The sequence below is a fragment of the Superficieibacter sp. HKU1 genome (genome assembly GCF_029319185.1).
Taxonomy (GTDB): domain Bacteria; phylum Pseudomonadota; class Gammaproteobacteria; order Enterobacterales; family Enterobacteriaceae; genus Superficieibacter.
The window spans coordinates 3,209,428-3,229,746 of the sequence record NZ_CP119754.1 but is presented as its reverse complement, the minus strand read 5'-3'; the positions used below and the strand labels follow the sequence as shown (position 1 = coordinate 3,229,746).

General features: G+C 54.6%; 19 protein-coding genes. 13 read left to right on the top strand and 6 right to left on the bottom strand.

Features of this window, described 5'->3' with window-relative positions:
* The first annotated feature begins 260 nt into the window (after positions 1-260).
* On the top strand, positions 261-2,540 hold the full coding sequence (gene maeB / locus P0H77_RS15450) for an NADP-dependent oxaloacetate-decarboxylating malate dehydrogenase (RefSeq protein ID WP_276157906.1): 2,280 nt from the start codon (positions 261-263) through the stop codon (positions 2,538-2,540).
* A gap of 148 nt (positions 2,541-2,688) precedes the next feature.
* Here maeB and hemF read toward each other — a convergent pair whose 3' ends face one another.
* Both hemF and amiA read right to left on the bottom strand, forming a co-directional pair.
* Positions 2,689-3,588 (bottom strand): oxygen-dependent coproporphyrinogen oxidase, encoded by a 900-nt coding sequence (gene hemF / locus P0H77_RS15445; protein WP_276157904.1) that lies wholly within the window; start codon positions 3,586-3,588, stop codon positions 2,689-2,691.
* Positions 3,588-4,457 (bottom strand): N-acetylmuramoyl-L-alanine amidase AmiA, encoded by an 870-nt coding sequence (gene amiA, locus P0H77_RS15440; protein WP_276157902.1) that lies wholly within the window; start codon positions 4,455-4,457, stop codon positions 3,588-3,590. The genes hemF and amiA overlap by 1 nt, the downstream gene beginning before the upstream one ends.
* 212 nt (positions 4,458-4,669) lie before the next feature.
* On the opposite strand from amiA, the gene P0H77_RS15435 reads away from it, so the two are divergent.
* The 12 genes from P0H77_RS15435 to pdxK all read left to right on the top strand — a co-directional run bounded on the left by P0H77_RS15435 (position 4,670) and on the right by pdxK (position 16,211).
* On the top strand, positions 4,670-5,095 hold the full coding sequence (locus tag P0H77_RS15435) for a GNAT family acetyltransferase (protein WP_194206228.1): 426 nt from the start codon (positions 4,670-4,672) through the stop codon (positions 5,093-5,095).
* Entirely contained in the window at positions 5,082-5,537 is a 456-nt protein-coding gene (locus P0H77_RS15430; protein ID WP_276157900.1) for a DUF2919 domain-containing protein, read from the top strand. The genes P0H77_RS15435 and P0H77_RS15430 overlap by 14 nt, the downstream gene beginning before the upstream one ends.
* A gap of 62 nt (positions 5,538-5,599) precedes the next feature.
* Complete coding sequence (locus P0H77_RS15425; RefSeq protein WP_276157898.1) at positions 5,600-6,175, top strand: RpoE-regulated lipoprotein; 576 nt, start codon at positions 5,600-5,602, stop codon at positions 6,173-6,175.
* Positions 6,176-6,263: 88 nt separating this feature from the next.
* Positions 6,264-7,163, top strand: a complete 900-nt coding sequence (locus P0H77_RS15420) for a Dyp-type peroxidase (protein ID WP_276157896.1) — start codon at positions 6,264-6,266, stop codon at positions 7,161-7,163.
* Positions 7,164-7,422: 259 nt separating this feature from the next.
* Positions 7,423-8,844 (top strand): PTS N-acetylmuramic acid transporter subunit IIBC, encoded by a 1,422-nt coding sequence (gene murP, locus P0H77_RS15415; RefSeq protein ID WP_276157894.1) that lies wholly within the window; start codon positions 7,423-7,425, stop codon positions 8,842-8,844.
* Positions 8,845-8,854: 10 nt separating this feature from the next.
* Entirely contained in the window at positions 8,855-10,156 is a 1,302-nt protein-coding gene (gene pbp4b / locus P0H77_RS15410) for a penicillin binding protein PBP4B (protein WP_276157892.1), read from the top strand.
* 151 nt (positions 10,157-10,307) lie between these two features.
* Positions 10,308-11,324: a sulfate ABC transporter substrate-binding protein gene (locus P0H77_RS15405; RefSeq protein ID WP_276157890.1), complete on the top strand. Its 1,017-nt coding sequence runs from the start codon at positions 10,308-10,310 to the stop codon at positions 11,322-11,324.
* Complete coding sequence (gene cysT, locus P0H77_RS15400; RefSeq protein WP_276157888.1) at positions 11,324-12,157, top strand: sulfate/thiosulfate ABC transporter permease CysT; 834 nt, start codon at positions 11,324-11,326, stop codon at positions 12,155-12,157. The genes P0H77_RS15405 and cysT overlap by 1 nt, the downstream gene beginning before the upstream one ends.
* The gene (gene cysW, locus P0H77_RS15395; RefSeq protein ID WP_276157886.1) at positions 12,157-13,032 is read left to right on the top strand and encodes a sulfate/thiosulfate ABC transporter permease CysW; all 876 of its coding nucleotides are present in this window, start codon (positions 12,157-12,159) and stop codon (positions 13,030-13,032) included. Before cysT ends, cysW begins: the two co-directional genes overlap by 1 nt.
* Positions 13,022-14,116, top strand: a complete 1,095-nt coding sequence (cysA, locus tag P0H77_RS15390) for a sulfate/thiosulfate ABC transporter ATP-binding protein CysA (RefSeq protein ID WP_276157884.1) — start codon at positions 13,022-13,024, stop codon at positions 14,114-14,116. Before cysW ends, cysA begins: the two co-directional genes overlap by 11 nt.
* 120 nt (positions 14,117-14,236) lie before the next feature.
* Positions 14,237-15,148, top strand: coding sequence for a cysteine synthase CysM (gene cysM, locus P0H77_RS15385; protein WP_276157883.1), 912 nt, complete (start codon positions 14,237-14,239; stop codon positions 15,146-15,148).
* Between the two features lie 196 nt (positions 15,149-15,344).
* Positions 15,345-16,211, top strand: coding sequence for a pyridoxine/pyridoxal/pyridoxamine kinase (pdxK, locus tag P0H77_RS15380; protein ID WP_276157881.1), 867 nt, complete (start codon positions 15,345-15,347; stop codon positions 16,209-16,211).
* 41 nt (positions 16,212-16,252) lie between these two features.
* Here the strand turns inward: pdxK and crr are convergent, their stop codons facing one another.
* From crr to cysK, 4 genes are all read right to left on the bottom strand, one after another.
* A complete protein-coding gene (gene crr / locus P0H77_RS15375) occupies positions 16,253-16,762 on the bottom strand; it encodes a PTS glucose transporter subunit IIA (protein WP_049841435.1) in 510 nt (169 codons plus the stop codon).
* 40 nt (positions 16,763-16,802) lie between these two features.
* Positions 16,803-18,530: a phosphoenolpyruvate-protein phosphotransferase PtsI gene (ptsI, locus tag P0H77_RS15370; protein WP_276157877.1), complete on the bottom strand. Its 1,728-nt coding sequence runs from the start codon at positions 18,528-18,530 to the stop codon at positions 16,803-16,805.
* A gap of 44 nt (positions 18,531-18,574) precedes the next feature.
* Positions 18,575-18,832, bottom strand: a complete 258-nt coding sequence (gene ptsH, locus P0H77_RS15365) for a phosphocarrier protein Hpr (RefSeq protein WP_002913505.1) — start codon at positions 18,830-18,832, stop codon at positions 18,575-18,577.
* Positions 18,833-19,216: 384 nt separating this feature from the next.
* On the bottom strand, positions 19,217-20,188 hold the full coding sequence (gene cysK, locus P0H77_RS15360) for a cysteine synthase A (protein WP_276157692.1): 972 nt from the start codon (positions 20,186-20,188) through the stop codon (positions 19,217-19,219).
* Positions 20,189-20,319: the final 131 nt, after the last annotated feature.

Here is a 20,319-nt window from a genome sequence, read left to right as displayed (position 1 = left end):
ATGAAAAACAACGTACATAACCAAAAAGCATAGCAGACGGAGAGGGTCTTGCTGGCGATGGGTGCAACGAGTTCGTGTGTGTTTTGTTAAAAAACTGTATTTTTAGATGGTAAGAGTTTGGCGGCCTTCAAAGTTTACGAAGCTGACTGGGGCGATACTAGGGGCTATCCCACCGGTGAGCCTCTCTTACATCGGGATCTCTGTAGACCTCCAGGTGAGCATCAGAATCACCTTTAGTCCGAAATGAAAGGAACAAGAAGATGGATGACCAGTTGAAACAAAGCGCACTTGATTTCCACCAGTACCCTGTTCCGGGGAAAATCCAGGTATCACCAACCAAACCGCTCGCGACCCAGCGCGATCTGGCGCTGGCCTACTCGCCGGGCGTGGCGGCACCGTGCCTCGAAATCGAGAAGGATCCGCTGGCGGCGTATAAATACACCGCGCGCGGCAACCTGGTGGCGGTGGTCTCAAACGGTACTGCCGTACTGGGACTGGGCAATATCGGCGCACTGGCAGGTAAGCCCGTCATGGAAGGGAAAGGCGTGCTGTTTAAAAAATTCGCCGGGATTGATGTCTTTGACATTGAAATTGATGAACACGATCCGGACAAACTGATCGACGTGGTTGCCGCGCTGGAACCGACGTTTGGCGGCATCAACCTCGAAGATATCAAAGCGCCTGAATGCTTCTACATTGAGAAAAAACTGCGCGAGCGCATGAACATTCCGGTGTTTCATGACGACCAGCACGGCACGGCTATCATCAGCACCGCCGCTATTCTCAACGGCCTGCGGGTGGTGGAAAAAAATCTCTCCGATGTGCGGATGGTGGTTTCCGGCGCAGGCGCGGCAGCGATTGCCTGTATGAACCTGCTGGTGGCGCTGGGGATGCAAAAACACAATATCGTGGTATGCGACTCGAAAGGCGTTATCTATAAAGACCGCGAACCGAACATGGCCGAGACGAAAGCCGCGTATGCGGTAGAGGATGACGGCAAACGCACGCTGGCTGACGTCGTGGAAGGGGCAGACATTTTCCTCGGCTGCTCGGGCCCGAAAGTTCTGACCCCGGAGATGGTGAAAAAAATGGCCCGCGCGCCGATGATTCTGGCGCTGGCTAACCCGGAGCCGGAAATCCTGCCGCCGCTGGCGAAGGAAGTGCGTCCCGATGCGATTCTCTGCACCGGACGCTCGGACTACCCGAATCAGGTCAACAACGTGCTGTGCTTCCCGTTCATCTTCCGCGGCGCGCTGGACGTTGGCGCAACCGCCATTAATGAAGAGATGAAACTGGCCGCCGTACATGCAATTGCCGAGCTGGCGCATGCTGAGCAGAGCGAAGTGGTGGCGTCCGCCTATGGCGATCAGGATCTGAGCTTCGGCCCGGAATACATCATCCCTAAACCGTTCGATCCGCGTCTGATTGTTAAAATCGCTCCGGCAGTGGCGAAAGCGGCGATGGATTCCGGCGTGGCGACGCGTCCTATCGAAGACTTTGATGCGTACGTCGATAAGCTCAGCGAGTTTGTCTATAAAACCAACCTGTTTATGAAGCCGATCTTCTCTCAGGCGCGCAGTGAGCCGAAGCGCATTGTGCTGGCTGAAGGGGAAGATAACCGCGTGCTGCACGCGACGCAGGAACTGGTGACGCTGGGTCTGGCAAAACCGATTCTGGTAGGCCGTCCGGGCGTAATTGAAATGCGTATTCAGAAACTGGGTCTGCAAATCAAACCCGGCGTTGACTTTGAGATCGTCAACAATGAATCCGATCCGCGCTTCAAAGAGTACTGGATGGAGTACTACAACATCATGAAACGCCGCGGCGTGACGCAGGAGCAGGCGCAGCGCGCGGTGATCAGCAACACCACGGTGATCGGCGCGATCATGGTGCAGCGTGGTGAAGCCGACGGCATGATTTGCGGCACAATTGGTGACTATCATGAGCATTTCAACGTTATCCAGCAGCTGTTTGGCTACCGCGATGGGGTGCATGCCGCGGGAGCCATGAATGCGCTGCTGCTGCCGAGCGGCAACACCTTTATTGCCGATACCTACGTCAACGACGATCCTACGCCGGAACAGCTGGCGGAGATCACCGTTATGGCGGCGGAAACCGTGCGTCGCTTCGGTATCGAACCGCGCGTGGCGCTGCTGTCGCATTCCAACTTTGGTTCATCCAACTGCGCGGCGGCGACCAAAATGCGCGATACCCTGGCGCTGGTGCGCGAACGCGCGCCTGAGCTGATGATTGACGGCGAAATGCACGGCGACGCCGCGCTGGTGGAAAGCATTCGTAACGAGCGGATGCCGGACAGCCCGCTGAAAGGTTCGGCCAACATTCTTGTGATGCCGAATATGGAAGCCGCGCGTATTAGCTACAACCTGCTGCGCGTTTCCAGTTCAGAAGGCGTGACCGTCGGGCCGGTGCTGATGGGCGTGGCGAAACCGGTGCATGTATTAACGCCGATTGCCTCGGTACGCCGGATTGTGAATATGGTGGCGCTGGCAGTGGTGGAGGCGCAGACGCAGCCGCTGTAATTATTTATCTGATAATGCAGGCGCGGGTTCATCCCGCGCTTTTTTTTACCCGATGCGATCCTTAGGTTTGCAGGAAGATCGTCACGATAGTCCGTCATCCCTGAAGCAGAAAGGATCTATTGTCAGTTGAGTTTTCATCACCTGCTTTTTATATCCAGTCCCGCACCTGAATAAACTCGCTCAGCGCCGCTTCCGGGCTACCTTCCTCCGGTTGATAATCATACTCCCAGCGCACCAGCGGCGGCATTGACATCAGAATAGACTCCGTGCGCCCGCCGGTTTGTAAGCCAAACAAGGTGCCGCGATCCCATACCAGGTTGAATTCCACATAGCGCCCGCGACGGTAAAGCTGGAAATGGCGTTCGCGTTCGGTGAATTGTATTTCCCGGCGACGGGCGACAATCGGCATATACGCCTCGGTATAGCCTTTCCCGACCGCCTGCATAAAAGCGAAGCAGGTAGCGAAATCCGGCGTATTCAGATCGTCAAAAAACAGGCCGCCGATGCCGCGCTGTTCGTTGCGATGTTTGAGAAAAAAGTAGTCGTCACACCACTTTTTATAGCGTGGATAAACATCATCGCCAAACGGCTGACAGATATCCCGTGCCGTGCGGTGCCAGTGCACCGCGTCTTCTTCAAAACCATAATAAGGCGTTAAATCAAAACCGCCGCCAAACCACCACACCGGATCGGCGCCTGGTTTTTCGGCGATAAAAAAGCGCACGTTGGCATGGCTGGTAGGCACATACGGATTACGCGGGTGAACCACCAGCGAAACGCCCATCGCTTCGAAGCTGCGCCCGGCCAGTTCCGGACGGTGTGCAGTGGCGGACGCGGGCATCCCGGCACCAAAGACGTGGGAAAAATTGACGCCCGCCTGCTCAAAAATGCCGCCGTTGCGTAGCACCCGGCTGCGTCCGCCGCCGCCCGCTTCGCGTTGCCAGTTATCTTCCGTGAAGGTATTACAACCTTCCGCAGCAAGCTGCTGACAGATGTCATCCTGCAACTGGAGTAAAAAGGCTTTTACCTGTTGGGCGTCGGGTTTCATTAACGTCTCTTCGCGTGAGCTTTTTGGTTATCGAACCAGTTAAAATAGCTGATGATGCCGGAGGCAATGGCGCTGGCGATCTTCTGGCGAAACGCCGTCGTCCCAAGCAGCTTTTCCTCTGCCGGGTTGGTGATAAATGACGTTTCCACCAGCACGGACGGAATGGACGGCGATTTCAGCACCACAAACGCCGCCTGTTCCGTACTGCGGCTATGCAGGCGGTGCACCGGCTTAATCTTTTTAAGAATATGCGAGCCGAGCGTCAGGCTGTTTTTAATGGTATCGGTCTGCACCAAATCAAACAGCACCTGTTGCAGGAGATGATCTTTGTCGGTGGCTTTTTTACCGGCGACTTCATCCGCGCGGTTTTCGCGATCGGAAAGGTATTTTGCCATGGCGCTACTCGCCCCGCGGTTGGAGAGGGCAAAAACCGATGCGCCCGCTGCGGAAGGGTTGGTAAAGCCGTCCGCGTGAATTGACATAAACAAATCGGCACCGTGTTTATGCGCAATTTCCACGCGATCGTAAAGCGGGATAAAGGTATCGCCAGTGCGGGTCAGGTGAGCGTCGATACCGTGACTTTGCAAAATGGCGCGCACGTTTTTGGCAATCGCCAGCACGACGTGTTTTTCTTTCGAGCCGCTGCTGCCGATCGCACCGGTATCAATGCCGCCATGACCGGGGTCGAGGACGACCATGCGTCTGGAACCGGCTTTTTTCGCGACGGGTTTACTGTGGCTATTGCTGGTTTTAAGGGCATCGTCTTTGGCATTTGCGTGGGACATACCTGACAGCGTCAGGACAGCCAGCCCGGCTTTAAGTACCTGGCGGCGCGATGCGAGTGTCTTCAGTGGTTTAAAAGTGCTCATTCGGCCTGGGTTGTAAAGAAAAAGGTGACAGATGTTATATCGTATCGCGATGGTCGTTACGAACAATCGTGATGAGAATTGTTTTACTTTTCATTTCAATAGATGAACGGACAACATTATGCCATTTTTTTACTCTGGTTTCGCAAGATATTGGCTAATCGACACGTTCGCGCCATAATCAGTTTTTTTAACCCGAAAAGGCTCTCAATACCATGGAGATACGCGTATTTCGCCAGCAAGATTTCGAAGAGGTCATCACTCTGTGGGAGCGCTGCGATCTGCTGCGTCCATGGAACGATCCGGAAATGGACATTGAGCGTAAGGTAAATCATGACGTCAGTTTGTTCCTGGTCGCTGAAGTCAACGGTGAAGTGGTGGGCACGGTAATGGGCGGCTATGACGGGCATCGCGGGTCAGCGTATTACCTGGGTGTACATCCGGAGTATCGCGGACGCGGTATTGCCAATGCCTTATTAAACCGGCTGGAGAAAAAGCTCATCGCCCGCGGCTGTCCGAAAGTGCAAATTATGGTGCGGGAAGACAATGATGTGGTGCTGGGAATGTATGAACGGCTGGGTTATGAAACCGCCGACGTACTGATTCTGGGCAAGCGATTGATTGAAGATGAAGAGTACTAAGCCTTTACTGTTTCCTTCTGATTATGACCGTCATGGACTGTTGAAACTCCCCTTTCTGTTCTGGTGCGTGCTGGTGCTTCAGGCCCGCACCTGGGTACTGTTTGTGATGGCGGGCGCGTCGCGCGGACAGGGCGACACATTGCTGAACCTGTTCTACCCCGATCACGATAACTTCTGGTTGGGGTTGCTACCGGGAATGCCCGCCGTGACGGCCTTCTTACTGGCTGGCCGGCGCCAGGTTTTTCCGCGTTTGTGGTCTGCATTACGCTGGGCGTTAATTCTCGCCCAACTGAGTCTGCTGATCTGGCAACCTTTGTTGTGGTACTTCGGCGAAACGGTCAGCGGGGCAGGAGTGGCGCTGGTGGTGCTGGACGTTTATGCCCTGTGGTGGCTGCTGGCGAGCCGACGTTTACGCGCTTGTTTTACTCTGCAGGCAGATTAAACGGCACTTTTTGCCGTCGCTGTACTCCAACAGGCGTTGAATTTAAAAGAGAGGATGTGTGAATGAAATCGCTTCGCTTATTGATGTGCGTTATGCCTTTGGCACTGGCAGGGTGTTCAACACTCTCCTCGGTTAACTGGTCGGCAGCAAATCCGTGGAACTGGTTTGGCTCATCCGGCAAAGTAACTGAACAGGGCGTCGCCGGGATCACCGCTGCGACACCGTTAAAAGAAGAGGCCATTAGCGAGGCGCTGGGCGATGACTACCATCTGCGTAGCGGTATGAAAACCGATAACGGCAATATCGTACGTTTTTTTGAAGCGTTAAAAGATAACAAAGTCGCCCTGGTGATTAACGGCGACAGCGGCACGGTCAGCCAGATTGATATTCAGGATCCTGAGATCAAAACCGCCGACGGCGGTGAAATCGGCAGCGTCTTCAGCGACTTGTATAAAAAAGCGTACGGCAACTGTCAGAAAGCCTCGGGCGATCACGCTGGCGACGTTGAGTGTAAGGCAGAAGGTAGCCAGCATATCAGCTACCTGTTTACTGGCGAATGGAGCGGGCCGGCAGATCTGATGCCGTCCGACGATGCGCTGAAAAACTGGAAAGTGAGCAAAATTATCTGGCGTCGTTAATTTGCGCCTGAACAAATTGCCCTGCTGAAATCGCGGTACAATAGCCGCATTAACGCCACCGTTGCGTGGCTTTTTTTCAGGAGAAGCAATGTCCCAGGTTCAGAGTGGCATTTTGCCAGAACACTGTCGCGCAGCGATTTGGATCGAAGCCAATGTTAAAGGGAAGATCGACTCCCTGCGCGCGGGCAGTAAAATTTTTGCCGATAAGCTGGCAACCTTTCAGGCGCAGTTTCCTGATGCGCAGATCGGTGCGGTGGTGGCTTTCGGACATAACACGTGGCGTGAACTGAGCGGCGGAGAAGGGGCTGAAGAGCTGAAGGACTTTATTCCTTACGGCAAAGGTCTGGCTCCGGCAACCCAGTATGACGTGCTGATCCATATTCTCTCCCTGCGTCACGATGTCAATTTTTCTGTTGCCCAGGCAGCGCTGGAAGCGTTCGGTGACGCGCTGGACGTGCAGGAAGAGATCCACGGCTTCCGCTGGGTGGAAGATCGCGATTTAAGCGGTTTTGTCGACGGTACCGAAAACCCGGCGGGTGAAGAAACGCGTCGTGACGTGGCGGTGATCAAAGACGGTATTGATGCAGGTGGCAGCTACGTGTTCGTCCAGCGCTGGGAACATAATCTCAAACAGCTTAACCGGATGAGTGTTCACGATCAGGAAATGATGATTGGCCGTACCAAAAGCGCCAATGAAGAAATTGACGGCGACGAACGTCCCGTGACCTCGCACCTCAGCCGCGTGGATCTGAAAGAAGAGGGCAAAGGACTGAAAATTGTTCGCCAGAGCCTGCCCTACGGCACGGCCAGCAGTACCCACGGTCTCTACTTCTGCGCCTACTGCGCGCGCCTGTACAACATCGAACAACAGCTGCTGAGCATGTTTGGCGATACCGACGGCAAGCGTGATGCCATGCTGCGCTTCACCAGGCCGGTCACGGGTGGTTATTACTTCGCGCCCTCTCTTAACAGGCTGCTGGCGCTGTAACCAATGTAATCCCCCGGAGCGCTCAGGCCGGATAAGGCGCAGCCGCCATCCGGCATTATCGCGCACAATGCCTCAGCCTGTGTGCCCCACAGCCCCCAAACCGCAACGTTCTCCCTTGTCATTGTTTTAAAATGCGTTATTCCGTTTTCCCGCCCATACTGTGACCTTTCTGGAAAATCTTTCGTCCAGAGCTGGGCGCCACGCTCCCTGAGCGCATAATGTTTCTATTCAATCTTCTGGGGAACAGATGAGGATAAACATGGCTAAAACAATCGGTAAGGATTTACTGGAGCACATTATTGCCCTTGTCGGCGGGCAAGAAAATATTACCTCCTGCGGTAACTGTATGACCCGTCTGCGGCTGCGCGTCGCAGACACGACGCTGGTCGATAACCACATCAGCGAAAAACTCGCCGGGCAGGTGAGTGGGGTAGTGATAAACGGTAATGAAGTCCAGGTGGTCTTTGGCGTCGGGAAAGCCCAGCGCGCGGCGGAAGCGATGAACGCGCTTCTTGGTAATCAGGATCTCAAATCCATCGCAGCAGAAAATAAAAGCCAGCTGAAAAGTAAACAGCAATCCTCCGTTCAACAGTTTCTGGCGAATTTCGCCACCATTTTTACCCCGCTTATTCCCGGCTTTATTGCGGCAGGATTGATGCTGGGCATCGCGACCTTGATCGGTACGCTAATGCATATCGCGCCGGACGCTAAAGGGACGCTACCGGATGCGCTGAATTTCCTGAAGGTGTTCAGCAAGGGCCTGTTTACGTTCCTGGTGCTGCTGGTTGGCTATAACGCGCAGAAAGCCTTTGGCGGCACTGGCGTTAACGGCGCGATCATCGCCTCGCTCTTTATCCTCGGTTATAACCCGGAGGCAACGGTTGGCTACTATTCCGGACTGCAGGATTTCTTCGGCATAGCTATCGATCCGCGCGGCAATATTATCGGCGTACTGCTGGCGGCGTGGGCCGGAGCCAAAATTGAGCGTGTGATCCGGCGCTACGTGCCTGACGAACTGGATATGATCCTGACCTCAATGCTGACGTTAATCATCACCGCCGCGCTGACGTTTATCGTCATCATGCCTGTCGGGGTCTGGCTGTTCCAGGGAATGTCCTGGCTGTTTATGCATCTTAACAGCAATCCGCTGGGATGCGCGGTGCTGGCCGGGGTGTTCCTGATTGCGGTAGTTTTCGGCGTTCATCAGGGCTTTATTCCTGTCTATCTGGCGCTAATGGATTCTCAAGGGTTTAACTCCCTGTTTCCCATCCTTTCCATGGCAGGCGCAGGGCAGGTAGGCGCGGCGCTGGCGCTGTACTGGCGCTCTGACAACACCTCGCTGCTTCGCTCGCAAATTCGTGGCGCGATCATCCCCGGCCTGCTTGGGGTCGGCGAACCGTTGATTTACGGCGTCACGCTGCCGCGCATGAAACCTTTCGTTACCGCCTGTCTGGGCGGCGCGGTCGGCGGCTTGTTTATCGGGACTATCGCCTGGCTGGGGCTGCCGGTCGGGCTGAATAGCGCCTTTGGCCCTTCCGGTCTGGTGGCCTTGCCGCTGATGACCTCCCATGACGGGATCCTGGCCGCGATTGCGGTTTACGGCGGGGGGATCCTGGTGGCTTACGTCGCGGGGTTTATCATCACCGCGCTGTTTGGCTGTAAAAATGTCGATCTGAGTTAAAGGAATAGCAATGAAAACAACGCTTTTACTGGCGGCGCTGCTCGCCGTCTGGGCTCCCGCCCAGGCGACGGATTTTCCGCCGTTAACCCATGCCAGCCCGGAGTCAGCAGGTTTTGACAGCCAGAAACTGCATCAACTGGATGTCTGGATCCAGCAGCAGGTTGACGCAGGCTATCCGGGGATGAACCTGCTTATTCTGAAAGATAATCACATTGTTTATCAGAAGGCCTGGGGATATGCGAAAAAATACGACGGCTCAACGTTAATGGCCGCGCCCGTTAAGGCCACGCCGGAGACCCTGTACGATCTCGCCTCCAATACGAAAATGTATGCCACCAACTTCGCGCTGCAAAAGCTGGTGTACGAGGGGAAAATCAGCGTCGATGATCTCGTCTCTAAATACCTCCCCGGTTTTGCCGACCGGCCCACGGATAAGATCAAGGGCAAGGATCAGCTGCGTATCGTCGATATTTTACATCACACCGCCGGTTTCCCCGCCGATCCGCAATACCCGAATAAAAAGGTGGCGGGTGAGTTATATTCGCAGGATAAAGCCACCACGCTTGAAATGATCAAGCGCACGCCGCTGGATTATTCCCCCGGTACCCGGCACGTTTATAGCGATGTCGATTATATGATCCTCGGCTTTATCATCGAATCGGTCACCGGCATGCCGCTGGATAAATACGTCGAACAAACGATTTATCGCCCGCTGGGGCTGACGCATACGGTATTTAATCCGCTGCAAAAAGGCTTTCAGCGCCAGCAAATTGCCGCGACGGAACTGCACGGCAATACCCGCGACGGCGTCATCGACTTTCCCCACATTCGCACCGCTACCCTGCAGGGCGAAGTGCACGATGAAAAAGCCTGGTACGCGATGGGCGGCGTCTCCGGTCATGCCGGGCTGTTTTCGAACACCGGTGATATGGCCGTCCTGATGCAGGTGATGCTTAATGGCGGCAGCTATAAAAACGTTACGTTGTTCGATCGGAATACCGTCGGGGCGTTTATCCGACGTTCGAAAGACGATCCCACGTTTGGTCTGGGCTGGCGCGTCAATGCTAACGCCTCCATGACCGCGACTTTCGGCATGCTGGCTCCCCCGCAAACCTATGGTCATACCGGCTGGACGGGGACGCTGACGGCCATCGATCCGGTCAACCATATGGCAATCGTGATCCTCGGCAACAAGCCCCACTCGCCGGTGGCGGACCCGCAGGCCAATCCCAACGTGTTTGTCAGCGGCCAGCTTCCGGCGGCCACCTACGGCTGGATTGTCGACGGCGTTTACGGCGCGCTGAAGCGCTAGTAAAACGGGGCAGCGCGCGATGCTGCCCCGCTATTTCTTATTCCCTTTTCGACTGGCAAATCACCAAACGGTATATAAAACCGTTACTCCTTTAGTGTCCGTTATAAATATTATGGCTATTAGAAAGTCATCAAATTTATAAGGGTGCGCAATGGCCGCTAAATCACTGAAAAAAGGGTATCTGGTTCTGGCGGCGTCAATGCTGCTGGCCGCGCAGGCGCAGGCGACCGAACTGCTGAACAGTTCCTACGATGTTTCCCGCGAGTTATTTGCCGCCCTGAATCCTCCTTTTGAACAGCAATGGGCGAAGGACAACGGCGGCGATAAGCTGACCATTAAACAATCGCATGCCGGGTCATCAAAACAGGCGCTGGCGATCCTTCAGGGGCTGAAGGCCGACGTGGTGACGTACAATCAGGTCACCGACGTGCAGATCCTGCATGACAAAGGCAAGCTGATCCCGGCGGACTGGCAGAGCCGCCTGCCAAATAACAGCTCGCCGTTCTACTCGACGATGGCCTTCCTGGTGCGCAAAGGCAACCCGAAAAATATTCACGACTGGAATGACCTGGTGCGTTCTGACGTAAAACTGATTTTCCCGAACCCGAAAACTTCCGGCAACGCGCGCTATACGTACCTGGCGGCGTGGGGTGCGGCGGATAAAGCCGACGGTGGCGATAAAGCGAAAACCGGGCAGTTTATGACCCGGTTCCTGAAGAACGTCGAAGTGTTTGATACCGGCGGCCGCGGGGCCACCACCACCTTCGTGGAGCGCGGATTGGGCGACGTGCTAATCACCTTTGAGTCGGAAGTGAATAACATCCGCAAACAGTACGAAGCGCAGGGCTTCGAGGTTGTGGTGCCGAAGGTCAACATTCTGGCGGAGTTCCCGGTGGCGTGGGTGGATAAAAACGTCAAAGCTAACGGTACCGAAAAAGCGGCGAAAGCCTACCTGAACTGGCTCTATAGCCCACAGGCGCAGACCATCATTACCGACTATTACTATCGGGTAAATGACGCGCAGGTGATGGACAAACTGAAAGACAAATTCCCGCAGACCGAGCTGTTCCGCGTGGAAGACCGTTTCGGCTCCTGGCCTGAGGTGATGAAAACGCACTTTGCCAGCGGCGGCGAACTGGACAAGCTGCTGGCGGCGGGGCGTAAGTGATGTTTGCTGTCTCTTCCCGGCGCGTACTGCCGGGCTTTACCTTAAGTCTCGGCACCAGCCTGCTGTTTGTCTGCCTGATCATGCTGCTGCCGTTAAGCGCGCTGGTCATGCAGCTTTCCCAGATGAGCTGGGCGCAATACTGGGAGGTGATCACCAACCCGCAGGTGGTGGCCGCCTATAAAGTGACATTGCTGTCGGCGTTTGTGGCCTCGATATTCAACGGCGTGTTTGGCCTGCTGATGGCGTGGATCTTAACCCGCTATCGCTTCCCCGGACGCACGCTGCTGGACGCGCTTATCGATCTGCCGTTTGCGCTGCCGACCGCGGTGGCCGGTCTGACGCTGGCGTCGCTGTTTTCGGTAAACGGTTTTTACGGCGAGTGGCTGGCAACGTTAGGTATCAAAGTGACCTATACCTGGCTGGGGATTGCCGTAGCGATGGCTTTTACAAGCATCCCGTTTGTGGTGCGTACCGTCCAGCCGGTGCTGGAAGAACTTGGGCCGGAGTATGAAGAGGCGGCGGAAACACTCGGCGCGACCCGGCTGCAAAGCTTCCGCAAAGTGGTGCTGCCCGAGCTTTCCCCGGCGCTGCTGGCGGGCGTAGCGCTCTCCTTTACCCGTAGCCTCGGCGAATTCGGCGCGGTGATCTTCATCGCCGGTAATATCGCCTGGAAAACGGAAGTGACTTCGCTGATGATTTTTGTGCGCCTGCAGGAATTTGATTATCCGGCGGCCAGCGCCATCGCCTCGGTGATCCTCGCGGTCTCGCTGCTGCTGCTCTTCTCAATCAATACGCTGCAAAGTCGCTTTGGTCGGCGCGTGGTAGGTCATTAATGGCGGAATTGACTCAATTGAAACGATATGACGCTCCCCGGGTGAACTGGGGGAAATGGTTCCTGATCGGCGCGGGCGTACTGCTGTCGGTGTTCATTCTGGTCGTGCCGATGATCTATATCTTTGTGCAGGCCTTCAGCAAAGGACTGGCGCTGGTACTGCAAAACTTAAGCGATCCGGACATGCTGCACGCCATCTGGCTGACGGTGCTGATCGCGCTTATTACCGTACCGGTCAACCTGCTGTTCGGTACGCTGCTGGCCTGGCTGGTGACGCGCTTTAACTTTCCTGGCCGCCAGTTGTTACTCACATTGCTGGATGTGCCGTTTGCCGTCTCGCCGGTGGTGGCGGGGCTGATTTATCTGCTGTTTTATGGTTCGAACGGGCCGCTCGGCGGCTGGCTGGATGAGCATAACCTGCAGGTGATGTTCGCCTGGCCGGGGATGGTGCTGGTGACTATCTTCGTGACCTGTCCATTTGTGGTGCGCGAGCTGGTGCCGGTGATGCTCAGCCAGGGCAGCCATGAAGACGAGGCGGCGATCCTACTTGGCGCGTCCGGCTGGAAAATGTTCCGCCGCGTCACGCTGCCGAATATTCGTTGGGCGTTATTGTACGGCGTGGTGCTGACTAACGCCCGCGCCATTGGCGAGTTCGGTGCGGTATCGGTGGTATCCGGCTCTATTCGCGGTGAGACCTTATCGCTGCCGCTGCAGATTGAACTGCTGGAGCAGGACTATAACACCGTCGGCTCGTTTACTGCCGCCGCGCTGCTGGCGTTGATGGCGATTCTGACCCTGTTTTTAAAGAGTGCGTTGCAGTGGCGGTTGAGCAATCAGGAGCGCCGCCTGCAACAGGAGGGAAATCATGAGCATTGAGATTGCCAGAATTAAGAAGTCTTTTGGTCGCACCCAGGTGCTGAATGATATCTCGCTGGATATCCCTTCCGGGCAAATGGTGGCACTGTTGGGGCCGTCTGGCTCGGGTAAAACGACGCTACTGCGCATTATTGCCGGGCTTGAGCATCAAACCAGCGGCAATATTCGATTTCACGGCACCGACGTCAGCCGTTTGCACGCGCGCGATCGCAAAGTAGGCTTTGTCTTTCAGCACTACGCGCTTTTTCGCCATATGACGGTGTTCGACAACATCGCTTTCGGCCTGAGCGTGCTGCCGCGTCGTGAGCGTCCTGACGCCGCGACCATCAAAGCGAAAGTGACCCGTCTGCTGGAGATGGTGCAGCTTGCGCATCTTGCCGAACGCTATCCGGCGCAGCTATCCGGTGGGCAGAAGCAGCGGGTGGCGCTGGCGCGTGCGCTGGCCGTGGAGCCGCAAATCTTGCTGCTGGATGAACCGTTTGGCGCGCTGGACGCGCAGGTGCGTAAAGAATTGCGACGCTGGCTGCGTCAGTTGCATGAAGAGCTGAAATTTACCAGCGTGTTTGTGACCCACGATCAGGAAGAGGCGATGGAAGTCGCCGACCGCGTGGTGGTCATGAGCCAGGGAAATATCGAGCAGGTGGACGTCCCGGATCAGGTCTGGCGTGAACCCGCTACCCGCTTCGTACTGGAGTTTATGGGTGAGGTCAACCGGCTGAAGGGGACGATCCGCGGCGGACAGTTCCACGTCGGCGCACATCGCTGGCCGCTGGGCTATACGCCTGCCTTTCAGGGGCCGGTAGAACTGTTCCTGCGCCCGTGGGAAGTGGATATCAGCCGTCGCACCAGCCTCGATGCGCCGCTGCCGGTTCAGGTACTGGAAGCCAGCCCAAAAGGCCACTACACCCAACTGGTTGTGCAGCCGCTGGGCTGGTATAGCGAGCCGCTGACGGTGGTCATGCGAGACGATGACGCCCCGCAGCGTGGCGACAGGCTGTTTGTCGGGCTACAGCATGCGCGTCTTTATAACGGTGACGAACGTATAGCGTCACATCAGACGCTTGCGCTGGCGGAATCCGCCTGATAGGTTAATTTGCAGGTTTCATCGCCCGGTGGCGCTGCGTTTACCGGGCCTGGAGCCTATGTCATGGTTTTGTAGGCCGGGTAAGCGTAGCGCCACCCGGCTTTTTCATGGGCAGAAAACGTGAATACATTAGAACAAACTATCGGCAATACGCCGCTGGTCAAATTACAACGTCTGGTGCCGGACAACGGCAGTGAAATTTGGGTCAAGCTGGAAGGCAATAACCCGGCGGGATCGGTGAAAGACCGGGCGGCGCTGTCGATGATCGTCGAGGCGGAAAAACGCGGCGATATCAGGCCGGGCGACGTGCTTATCGAGGCCACCAGCGGCAATACCGGCATCGCGCTGGCGATGATCGCCGCGCTGAAGGGCTACCGTATGAAGCTGCTGATGCCGGATAACATGAGCCAGGAGCGCCGCGCCGCGATGCGTGCCTACGGCGCGGAGCTGGTTCTTGTCAGTAAGAAGCAGGGCATGGAAGGCGCGCGGGACTTAGCGCTGGCAATGTCTGAAAACGGCGAAGGCAAGCTGTTGGATCAGTTCAACAACCCGGACAATCCCTACGCGCATTACACCACCACCGGCCCGGAAATCTGGCGGCAAACGTCAGGCCGCCTCACCCATTTTGTCTCCAGCATGGGCACTACCGGCACCATTACCGGCGTGTCGCGTTTTCTGCGCGAGCAGGCAAAACCGGTGACCATTGTTGGCCTGCAACCGGAGGAGGGCAGTAGCATTCCTGGCATTCGCCGCTGGCCTGCGGAGTATATGCCGGGCATTTACAATGCGTCGCTGGTGGACGAGGTGCTGGATATTCATCAGCAGGACGCGGAAAACACCATGCGTGAACTGGCGGTGCGCGAAGGCATTTTCTGCGGCGTCAGTTCCGGCGGCGCGGTAGCAGGGGCGCTGCGCGTGGCGCGGGCAACGCCAGGCGCGGTGGTGGTGGCGATTATCTGTGACCGAGGCGATCGCTATCTGTCTACCGGCGTGTTCGGCGAAGAGCACTTCAGCCAGGGGGCGGGGATTTAATCGGTCCGCGCCATGGCAACAACGGCACAAGTCATTTTCTTCATTGAATAATCCTTTCGGTTAACCTCTGTCAGGCCGCTGAGGACACAAGAAGTTTCACATCTGGCGTCCAGCGGCGGACAAGACATTTGCTAACTTTTTCATAAACGCGCAAAATTCTTACCCGTCAGGAGCGAGCCAGCGACAGGAGAAGTGTGTGGGTCAGGATAGTGATATACAGTCAGTGCTTTTCGACGACAAACATCGCGCGTTACAGACCGATATTGTCGCCGTTCAGTCACAGGTAGTGTACGGCAGCGTCGGTAACAGCATCGCAGTGCCTGCTATCAAAGCGAACGGTTTACGGGTGACGGCGGTGCCAACGGTGCTGTTCAGCAACACGCCGCATTACGAAACGTATTATGGGGGGATTATTCCCGACGACTGGTTCCGTGGCTATCTGCAGGCGCTGAGCGAGCGCGATGCGCTACGCGAGCTGAAAGCCGTAACCACCGGTTATATGGGCAGCGCAGGGCAAATCGCACTGCTGGCGGAGTGGTTGAAAACGGTGCGGTTAAGCCATCCTGATGTCGCGATTCTGGTCGATCCGGTGATCGGCGATACCGATAGCGGAATGTACGTAAAAGCGGAAATCCCGGAAGCTTATCGTCACCACCTGCTGCCGCTGGCAGAAGGACTGACGCCAAATGTGTTTGAACTGGAAATGCTGAGTGGAAAACCGTGCGGCACGCTGACTGAGGCGGTCGCAGCGGCGACATCGCTGCTTTCAGACACGCTGAAGTGGATTGTGATCACCAGTGCGCCTGGTGAAACCGGCGATACCATTAACGTGGCGGTGGTGACGGCGACCGGAGTGGATGTGATTGAGCATCCCCGGGTGAAAACCGATCTTAAAGGGACGGGCGATCTGTTCTGTGCCGAACTGATCAGCGGTATCGTTAAGGGTGTTCCCTTAACCCTTGCAACACGGCATGCCGCTGAGCGCGTGCTCAAGGTCATGACCTGGACGCAACACTGCGGCTGCGACGAATTAATCCTCCCTCCGACAGAGCGCAAGGCATAAAAAATGGCACCCGAGGGTGCCATTTTTCACTGCGGCAAGAATTACTTCTTAATGCGGATAACCGGCGTTTCACCTACGGTCACGCTGCCGGACAGTTTGATCAGCTCTTTGATTTCGTCCATGTTGGAGATAACAACCGGCGTCAGGGTAGACTTGGCTTTCTCTTCCAGCAGTGCCAGATCGAATTCAATAACCGGATCGCCAACTTTAACGCGCTGACCTTCTTCCGCGATACGCTTAAAGCCTTCGCCTTTCAGTTCAACGGTGTCGATACCGAAGTGCACGAACAGCTCAATGCCGCTGTCAGATTCGATAGAGAACGCATGGTTGGTTTCAAAGATTTTGCCAATAGTACCATCAACCGGTGCAACCATTTTGTTACCGGTTGGTTTGATAGCGATGCCATCACCAACGATTTTTTCAGCAAAAACAACGTCCGGCACGTCTTCAATATTCACGATTTCGCCAGACAGCGGAGCAATAATCTCAATAGTTCCGGTGTCTTTCTTATCATCAGAAACCAGAGATTTCAATTTATCAAACAAACCCATGATCTTCTCCTAAGCAGTAAATTGGGCCGCATCTCGTGGATTAGCAGATTGTTTTTTCTTCAATGAACTTGTTAACCAGCGTCATTAACTCGTCCGTTGTCGGTTGAGCAAGAGCCTGCTCTGCTAATACCTTCGCATCTTCGAAATTCGTGTTACGAATAATTTTCTTAATGCGCGGGATAGAAATGGAGCTCATTGAGAACTCATCCAGACCCATCCCTAACAACAGAAGTGTAGCACGTTCGTCGCCTGCAAGCTCACCACACATGCCTGTCCATTTACCTTCTGCATGAGAAGCATCAATAACCTGCTTAATAAGCGTCAGTACGGACGGTGACATTGGCTGGTAAAGATGTGAAATCATATCATTACCACGGTCAACCGCCAGGGTGTACTGGGTTAAATCATTGGTACCAATACTGAAGAAATCGACTTCTTTTGCCAGATGACGAGCGATAGTTGCCGCAGCCGGTGTTTCCACCATCACGCCAATCTCAATTGATTCGTCAAAGGCTTTACCTTCGTCACGCAGTTCCTGTTTGTAGATTTCGATCTCTTTGCGCAGCGCGCGGACTTCTTCTACAGAGATGATCATCGGGAACATAATGCGCAGTTTACCGAACGCGGAGGCACGCAGGATCGCACGCACCTGATCGCGCAGGATCTCTTTACGATCCATCGCGATACGCACGGCACGCCAGCCGAGGAACGGGTTCTCTTCTTTCGGGAAATTCATGTACGGCAGTTCTTTATCGCCGCCGATATCCATGGTACGCACGATTACCGCCTGAGAACCACAGGCTTCAGCCACGGCTTTATAGGCAGAGAACTGCTCTTCTTCAGTCGGCAGGGCGTCGCGATCCATAAACAGGAATTCGGTACGATACAGGCCCACGCCTTCAGCGCCGTTACGCTCAGCACCGTCTACGTCACGCACGGTACCGATGTTGGCACACACTTCAACCTGATGGCCGTCAAGGGTGATAGCCGGCAGATCTTTCAGCTTAGCCAGTTCAGCTTTTTCGCTGGCAACCTGCTCCTGAACGGCACGCAGTTGCTCAATTTCTTCGTTAGTTGGGTTGACGTAAACTTTATTGTTTACGGCATCCAGAATCAGATAATCGCCGTTTTTCACCTGAGCCGTTACGCTACCGGTGCCCACGATAGCTGGCAGTTCAAGGGAACGCGCCATGATAGACGTGTGGGAGGTACGGCCACCAACATCAGTAATAAAGCCCAGCACCTTTTGCAGGTTCAGCTGTGCAGTTTCTGACGGGGTGAGGTCGGCAGCAACAAGAATGACTTCGTCCTGAATGGAACCCAGGTCGATAATTGGCATGCCCAGAATGTTGCGCATTAAACGCTTACCGATATCACGTACGTCAGCCGCACGTTCTTTCAGGTATTCATCATCCAGCTCTTCTAAAGCAGTTGCCTGCCCTTCGATAACTTCATGCGCTGCGGCGTCCGCAGTCATGTGTTTATCTTTAATCAGGGCTATGATTTCCTGCTCCAGCTCCTCATCTTCGAGCAGCATAATATGCCCTTCAAAGATGACTTCTTTTTCTTCGCCGAAAGTTTCGCCAGCTTTGGTTTTAATGGCTTCCAGCTGGGCAGACGCTTTGGCGCGACCGCTCAGAAAACGTTCAACTTCCTGATCGACTTTGTCGGCAGAAACCTTTTTCCGGTCGATGACAATTTCATCTTCTTTGAGCAACAGCGCGTTGCCAAAAGCGATACCCGGGGATGCTAAAATGCCTGAAATCATAACCCTACCTTACTTGTGACTGATATTGAAAAGAACCCGTGGACTTACTCGAGTTCAGCCATCAGTTTAACCAGATGCTCAACTGCTTTTTGCTCGTCTTCACCTTCTGCAGACAGGGTGACCACGGTACCCTGAGTCAGACCCAGAGTTTGCAGTTTGAACAGGCTTTTTGCGCTGGCGCTTTTGCCGTTAGATGTCACAGTAATTTCGGAAGTAAAACCTTTCGCTTCTTTCACAAACTGAGCAGCAGGGCGGGTGTGAAGACCGTTCGGAGCGGTAATAGTAACTTCTTGCTGGAACATTATATTTCCCCAACTTATAGGTTTAGTGTTGTGGATCTAAAGTTTAGCCTGTCGGCCAAATTTTAGCCTGGATCAATAAGCGCCTGCGTTAACGGTTACGACACAGTTGTCTGTAAACGTAATCCGGAACAGGAACTACTGGCCGTAGACGTTTAGCGCGTCATTAAACATTATGCCGCGAAAGCAAGATTTGAACCAAATCATAAAATCGATTCAGCCAGTGGAAAAGCCACTTTTGAATAATTTCGCGGATCAAAATAATTCTGCTGGTTAAATACCAGACCTGACGGGGTGAAGCAATGCTTGTGAGGGCAAAAATTTGAAGTGCGCCACAAAAAAAGCACCCGGCAGGGTGCTTTTTTACGCAATCTTTACAACCTGGCACTACTGTTGCAACTCTTTCTCTGTGAACAGATCGGCAAACAATGCGGTGCTCAGGTAACGCTCACCCGAAGAGGGTAGGATAACCACAATATTCTTATTGGTAAAGGTTTCATCTTCCTGCAATTTCAGCGCGGCGGCCACGGCTGCACCAGAAGAGATACCGGCAAGAATACCTTCTTCTTCCATCAGCTTACGCGCCGTGGAAATCGCTTCTTCGTTAGTGATGGCGACCACTTTATCGACCAGTTTAAGATCCAGGTTGCCGGGGATAAAACCTGCGCCTATCCCCTGAATTTTATGCGGACCGGGTTTCAGTTCTTCTCCTGCCAGCGCCTGCGCGATGACCGGGGAATCGGTCGGCTCAACCGCCACGGTGATCAAATCGCTTTTACCTTTGGTCTTTTTAATGTAACGGCTCACGCCTGTCAGCGTACCGCCGGTACCAACGCCCGAGATAAACACATCAACCTGACCATCGGTGTCTTCCCAGATTTCAGGGCCGGTGGTTTTTTCGTGAATTTCCGGGTTAGCAGGATTGCTGAACTGCTGAAGCAGCAGATATTTAGCCGGATCGCTGGCGACAATCTCTTCCGCTTTCTGGATGGCACCTTTCATGCCTTTCGCGCCTTCGGTCAGCACCAGATTCGCGCCCAGTGCTTTAAGCAGTTTGCGGCGCTCAACGCTCATGGTTTCCGGCATGGTCAGCGTCAGTTTATAACCTCTCGCAGCGGCGACATAGGCCAGCGCGATGCCGGTATTACCGCTGGTCGGCTCGACCAGTTCGATACCCGCTTTTAATACACCACGTTTTTCGGCATCCCAAATCATATTGGCACCGATGCGGCATTTTACGCTAAAGCTCGGGTTGCGTGATTCCACCTTCGCCAGAATGCGTCCGTTACCGATACGGTTCAGTCGAACCAGTGGCGTATGACCGATAGTCAGCGAGTTATCTTCAAAAATCTTACTCATGGCCTGTCCTTAACTGTTTGAAATTTGGGATGACGGCACCAGCATACCTGCTCAGACAATATGCGGAAGTAAGGATTTCGCATATCTATATGCTACCGGGAAATAATGATGACCAGTATGGAATAAGACGC

Coding starts and splice junctions, on each gene's coding strand:
- P0H77_RS15420 (WP_276157896.1), top strand. CDS start 6,264: ATGTCCCAGGTTCAGAGTGGCATTTTGCCAGAACACTGTCGCGCAGCG.
- ptsH (WP_002913505.1), bottom strand. CDS start 18,832: ATGTTCCAGCAAGAAGTTACTATTACCGCTCCGAACGGTCTTCACACC.
- ptsI (WP_276157877.1), bottom strand. CDS start 18,530: ATGATTTCAGGCATTTTAGCATCCCCGGGTATCGCTTTTGGCAACGCG.
- P0H77_RS15435 (WP_194206228.1), top strand. CDS start 4,670: ATGGAGATACGCGTATTTCGCCAGCAAGATTTCGAAGAGGTCATCACT.
- maeB (WP_276157906.1), top strand. CDS start 261: ATGGATGACCAGTTGAAACAAAGCGCACTTGATTTCCACCAGTACCCT.
- cysT (WP_276157888.1), top strand. CDS start 11,324: ATGTTTGCTGTCTCTTCCCGGCGCGTACTGCCGGGCTTTACCTTAAGT.
- cysK (WP_276157692.1), bottom strand. CDS start 20,188: ATGAGTAAGATTTTTGAAGATAACTCGCTGACTATCGGTCATACGCCA.
- murP (WP_276157894.1), top strand. CDS start 7,423: ATGGCTAAAACAATCGGTAAGGATTTACTGGAGCACATTATTGCCCTT.
- hemF (WP_276157904.1), bottom strand. CDS start 3,588: ATGAAACCCGACGCCCAACAGGTAAAAGCCTTTTTACTCCAGTTGCAG.
- crr (WP_049841435.1), bottom strand. CDS start 16,762: ATGGGTTTGTTTGATAAATTGAAATCTCTGGTTTCTGATGATAAGAAA.
- P0H77_RS15425 (WP_276157898.1), top strand. CDS start 5,600: ATGAAATCGCTTCGCTTATTGATGTGCGTTATGCCTTTGGCACTGGCA.
- P0H77_RS15405 (WP_276157890.1), top strand. CDS start 10,308: ATGGCCGCTAAATCACTGAAAAAAGGGTATCTGGTTCTGGCGGCGTCA.
- pbp4b (WP_276157892.1), top strand. CDS start 8,855: ATGAAAACAACGCTTTTACTGGCGGCGCTGCTCGCCGTCTGGGCTCCC.
- cysW (WP_276157886.1), top strand. CDS start 12,157: ATGGCGGAATTGACTCAATTGAAACGATATGACGCTCCCCGGGTGAAC.
- cysA (WP_276157884.1), top strand. CDS start 13,022: ATGAGCATTGAGATTGCCAGAATTAAGAAGTCTTTTGGTCGCACCCAG.
- P0H77_RS15430 (WP_276157900.1), top strand. CDS start 5,082: ATGAAGAGTACTAAGCCTTTACTGTTTCCTTCTGATTATGACCGTCAT.
- amiA (WP_276157902.1), bottom strand. CDS start 4,457: ATGAGCACTTTTAAACCACTGAAGACACTCGCATCGCGCCGCCAGGTA.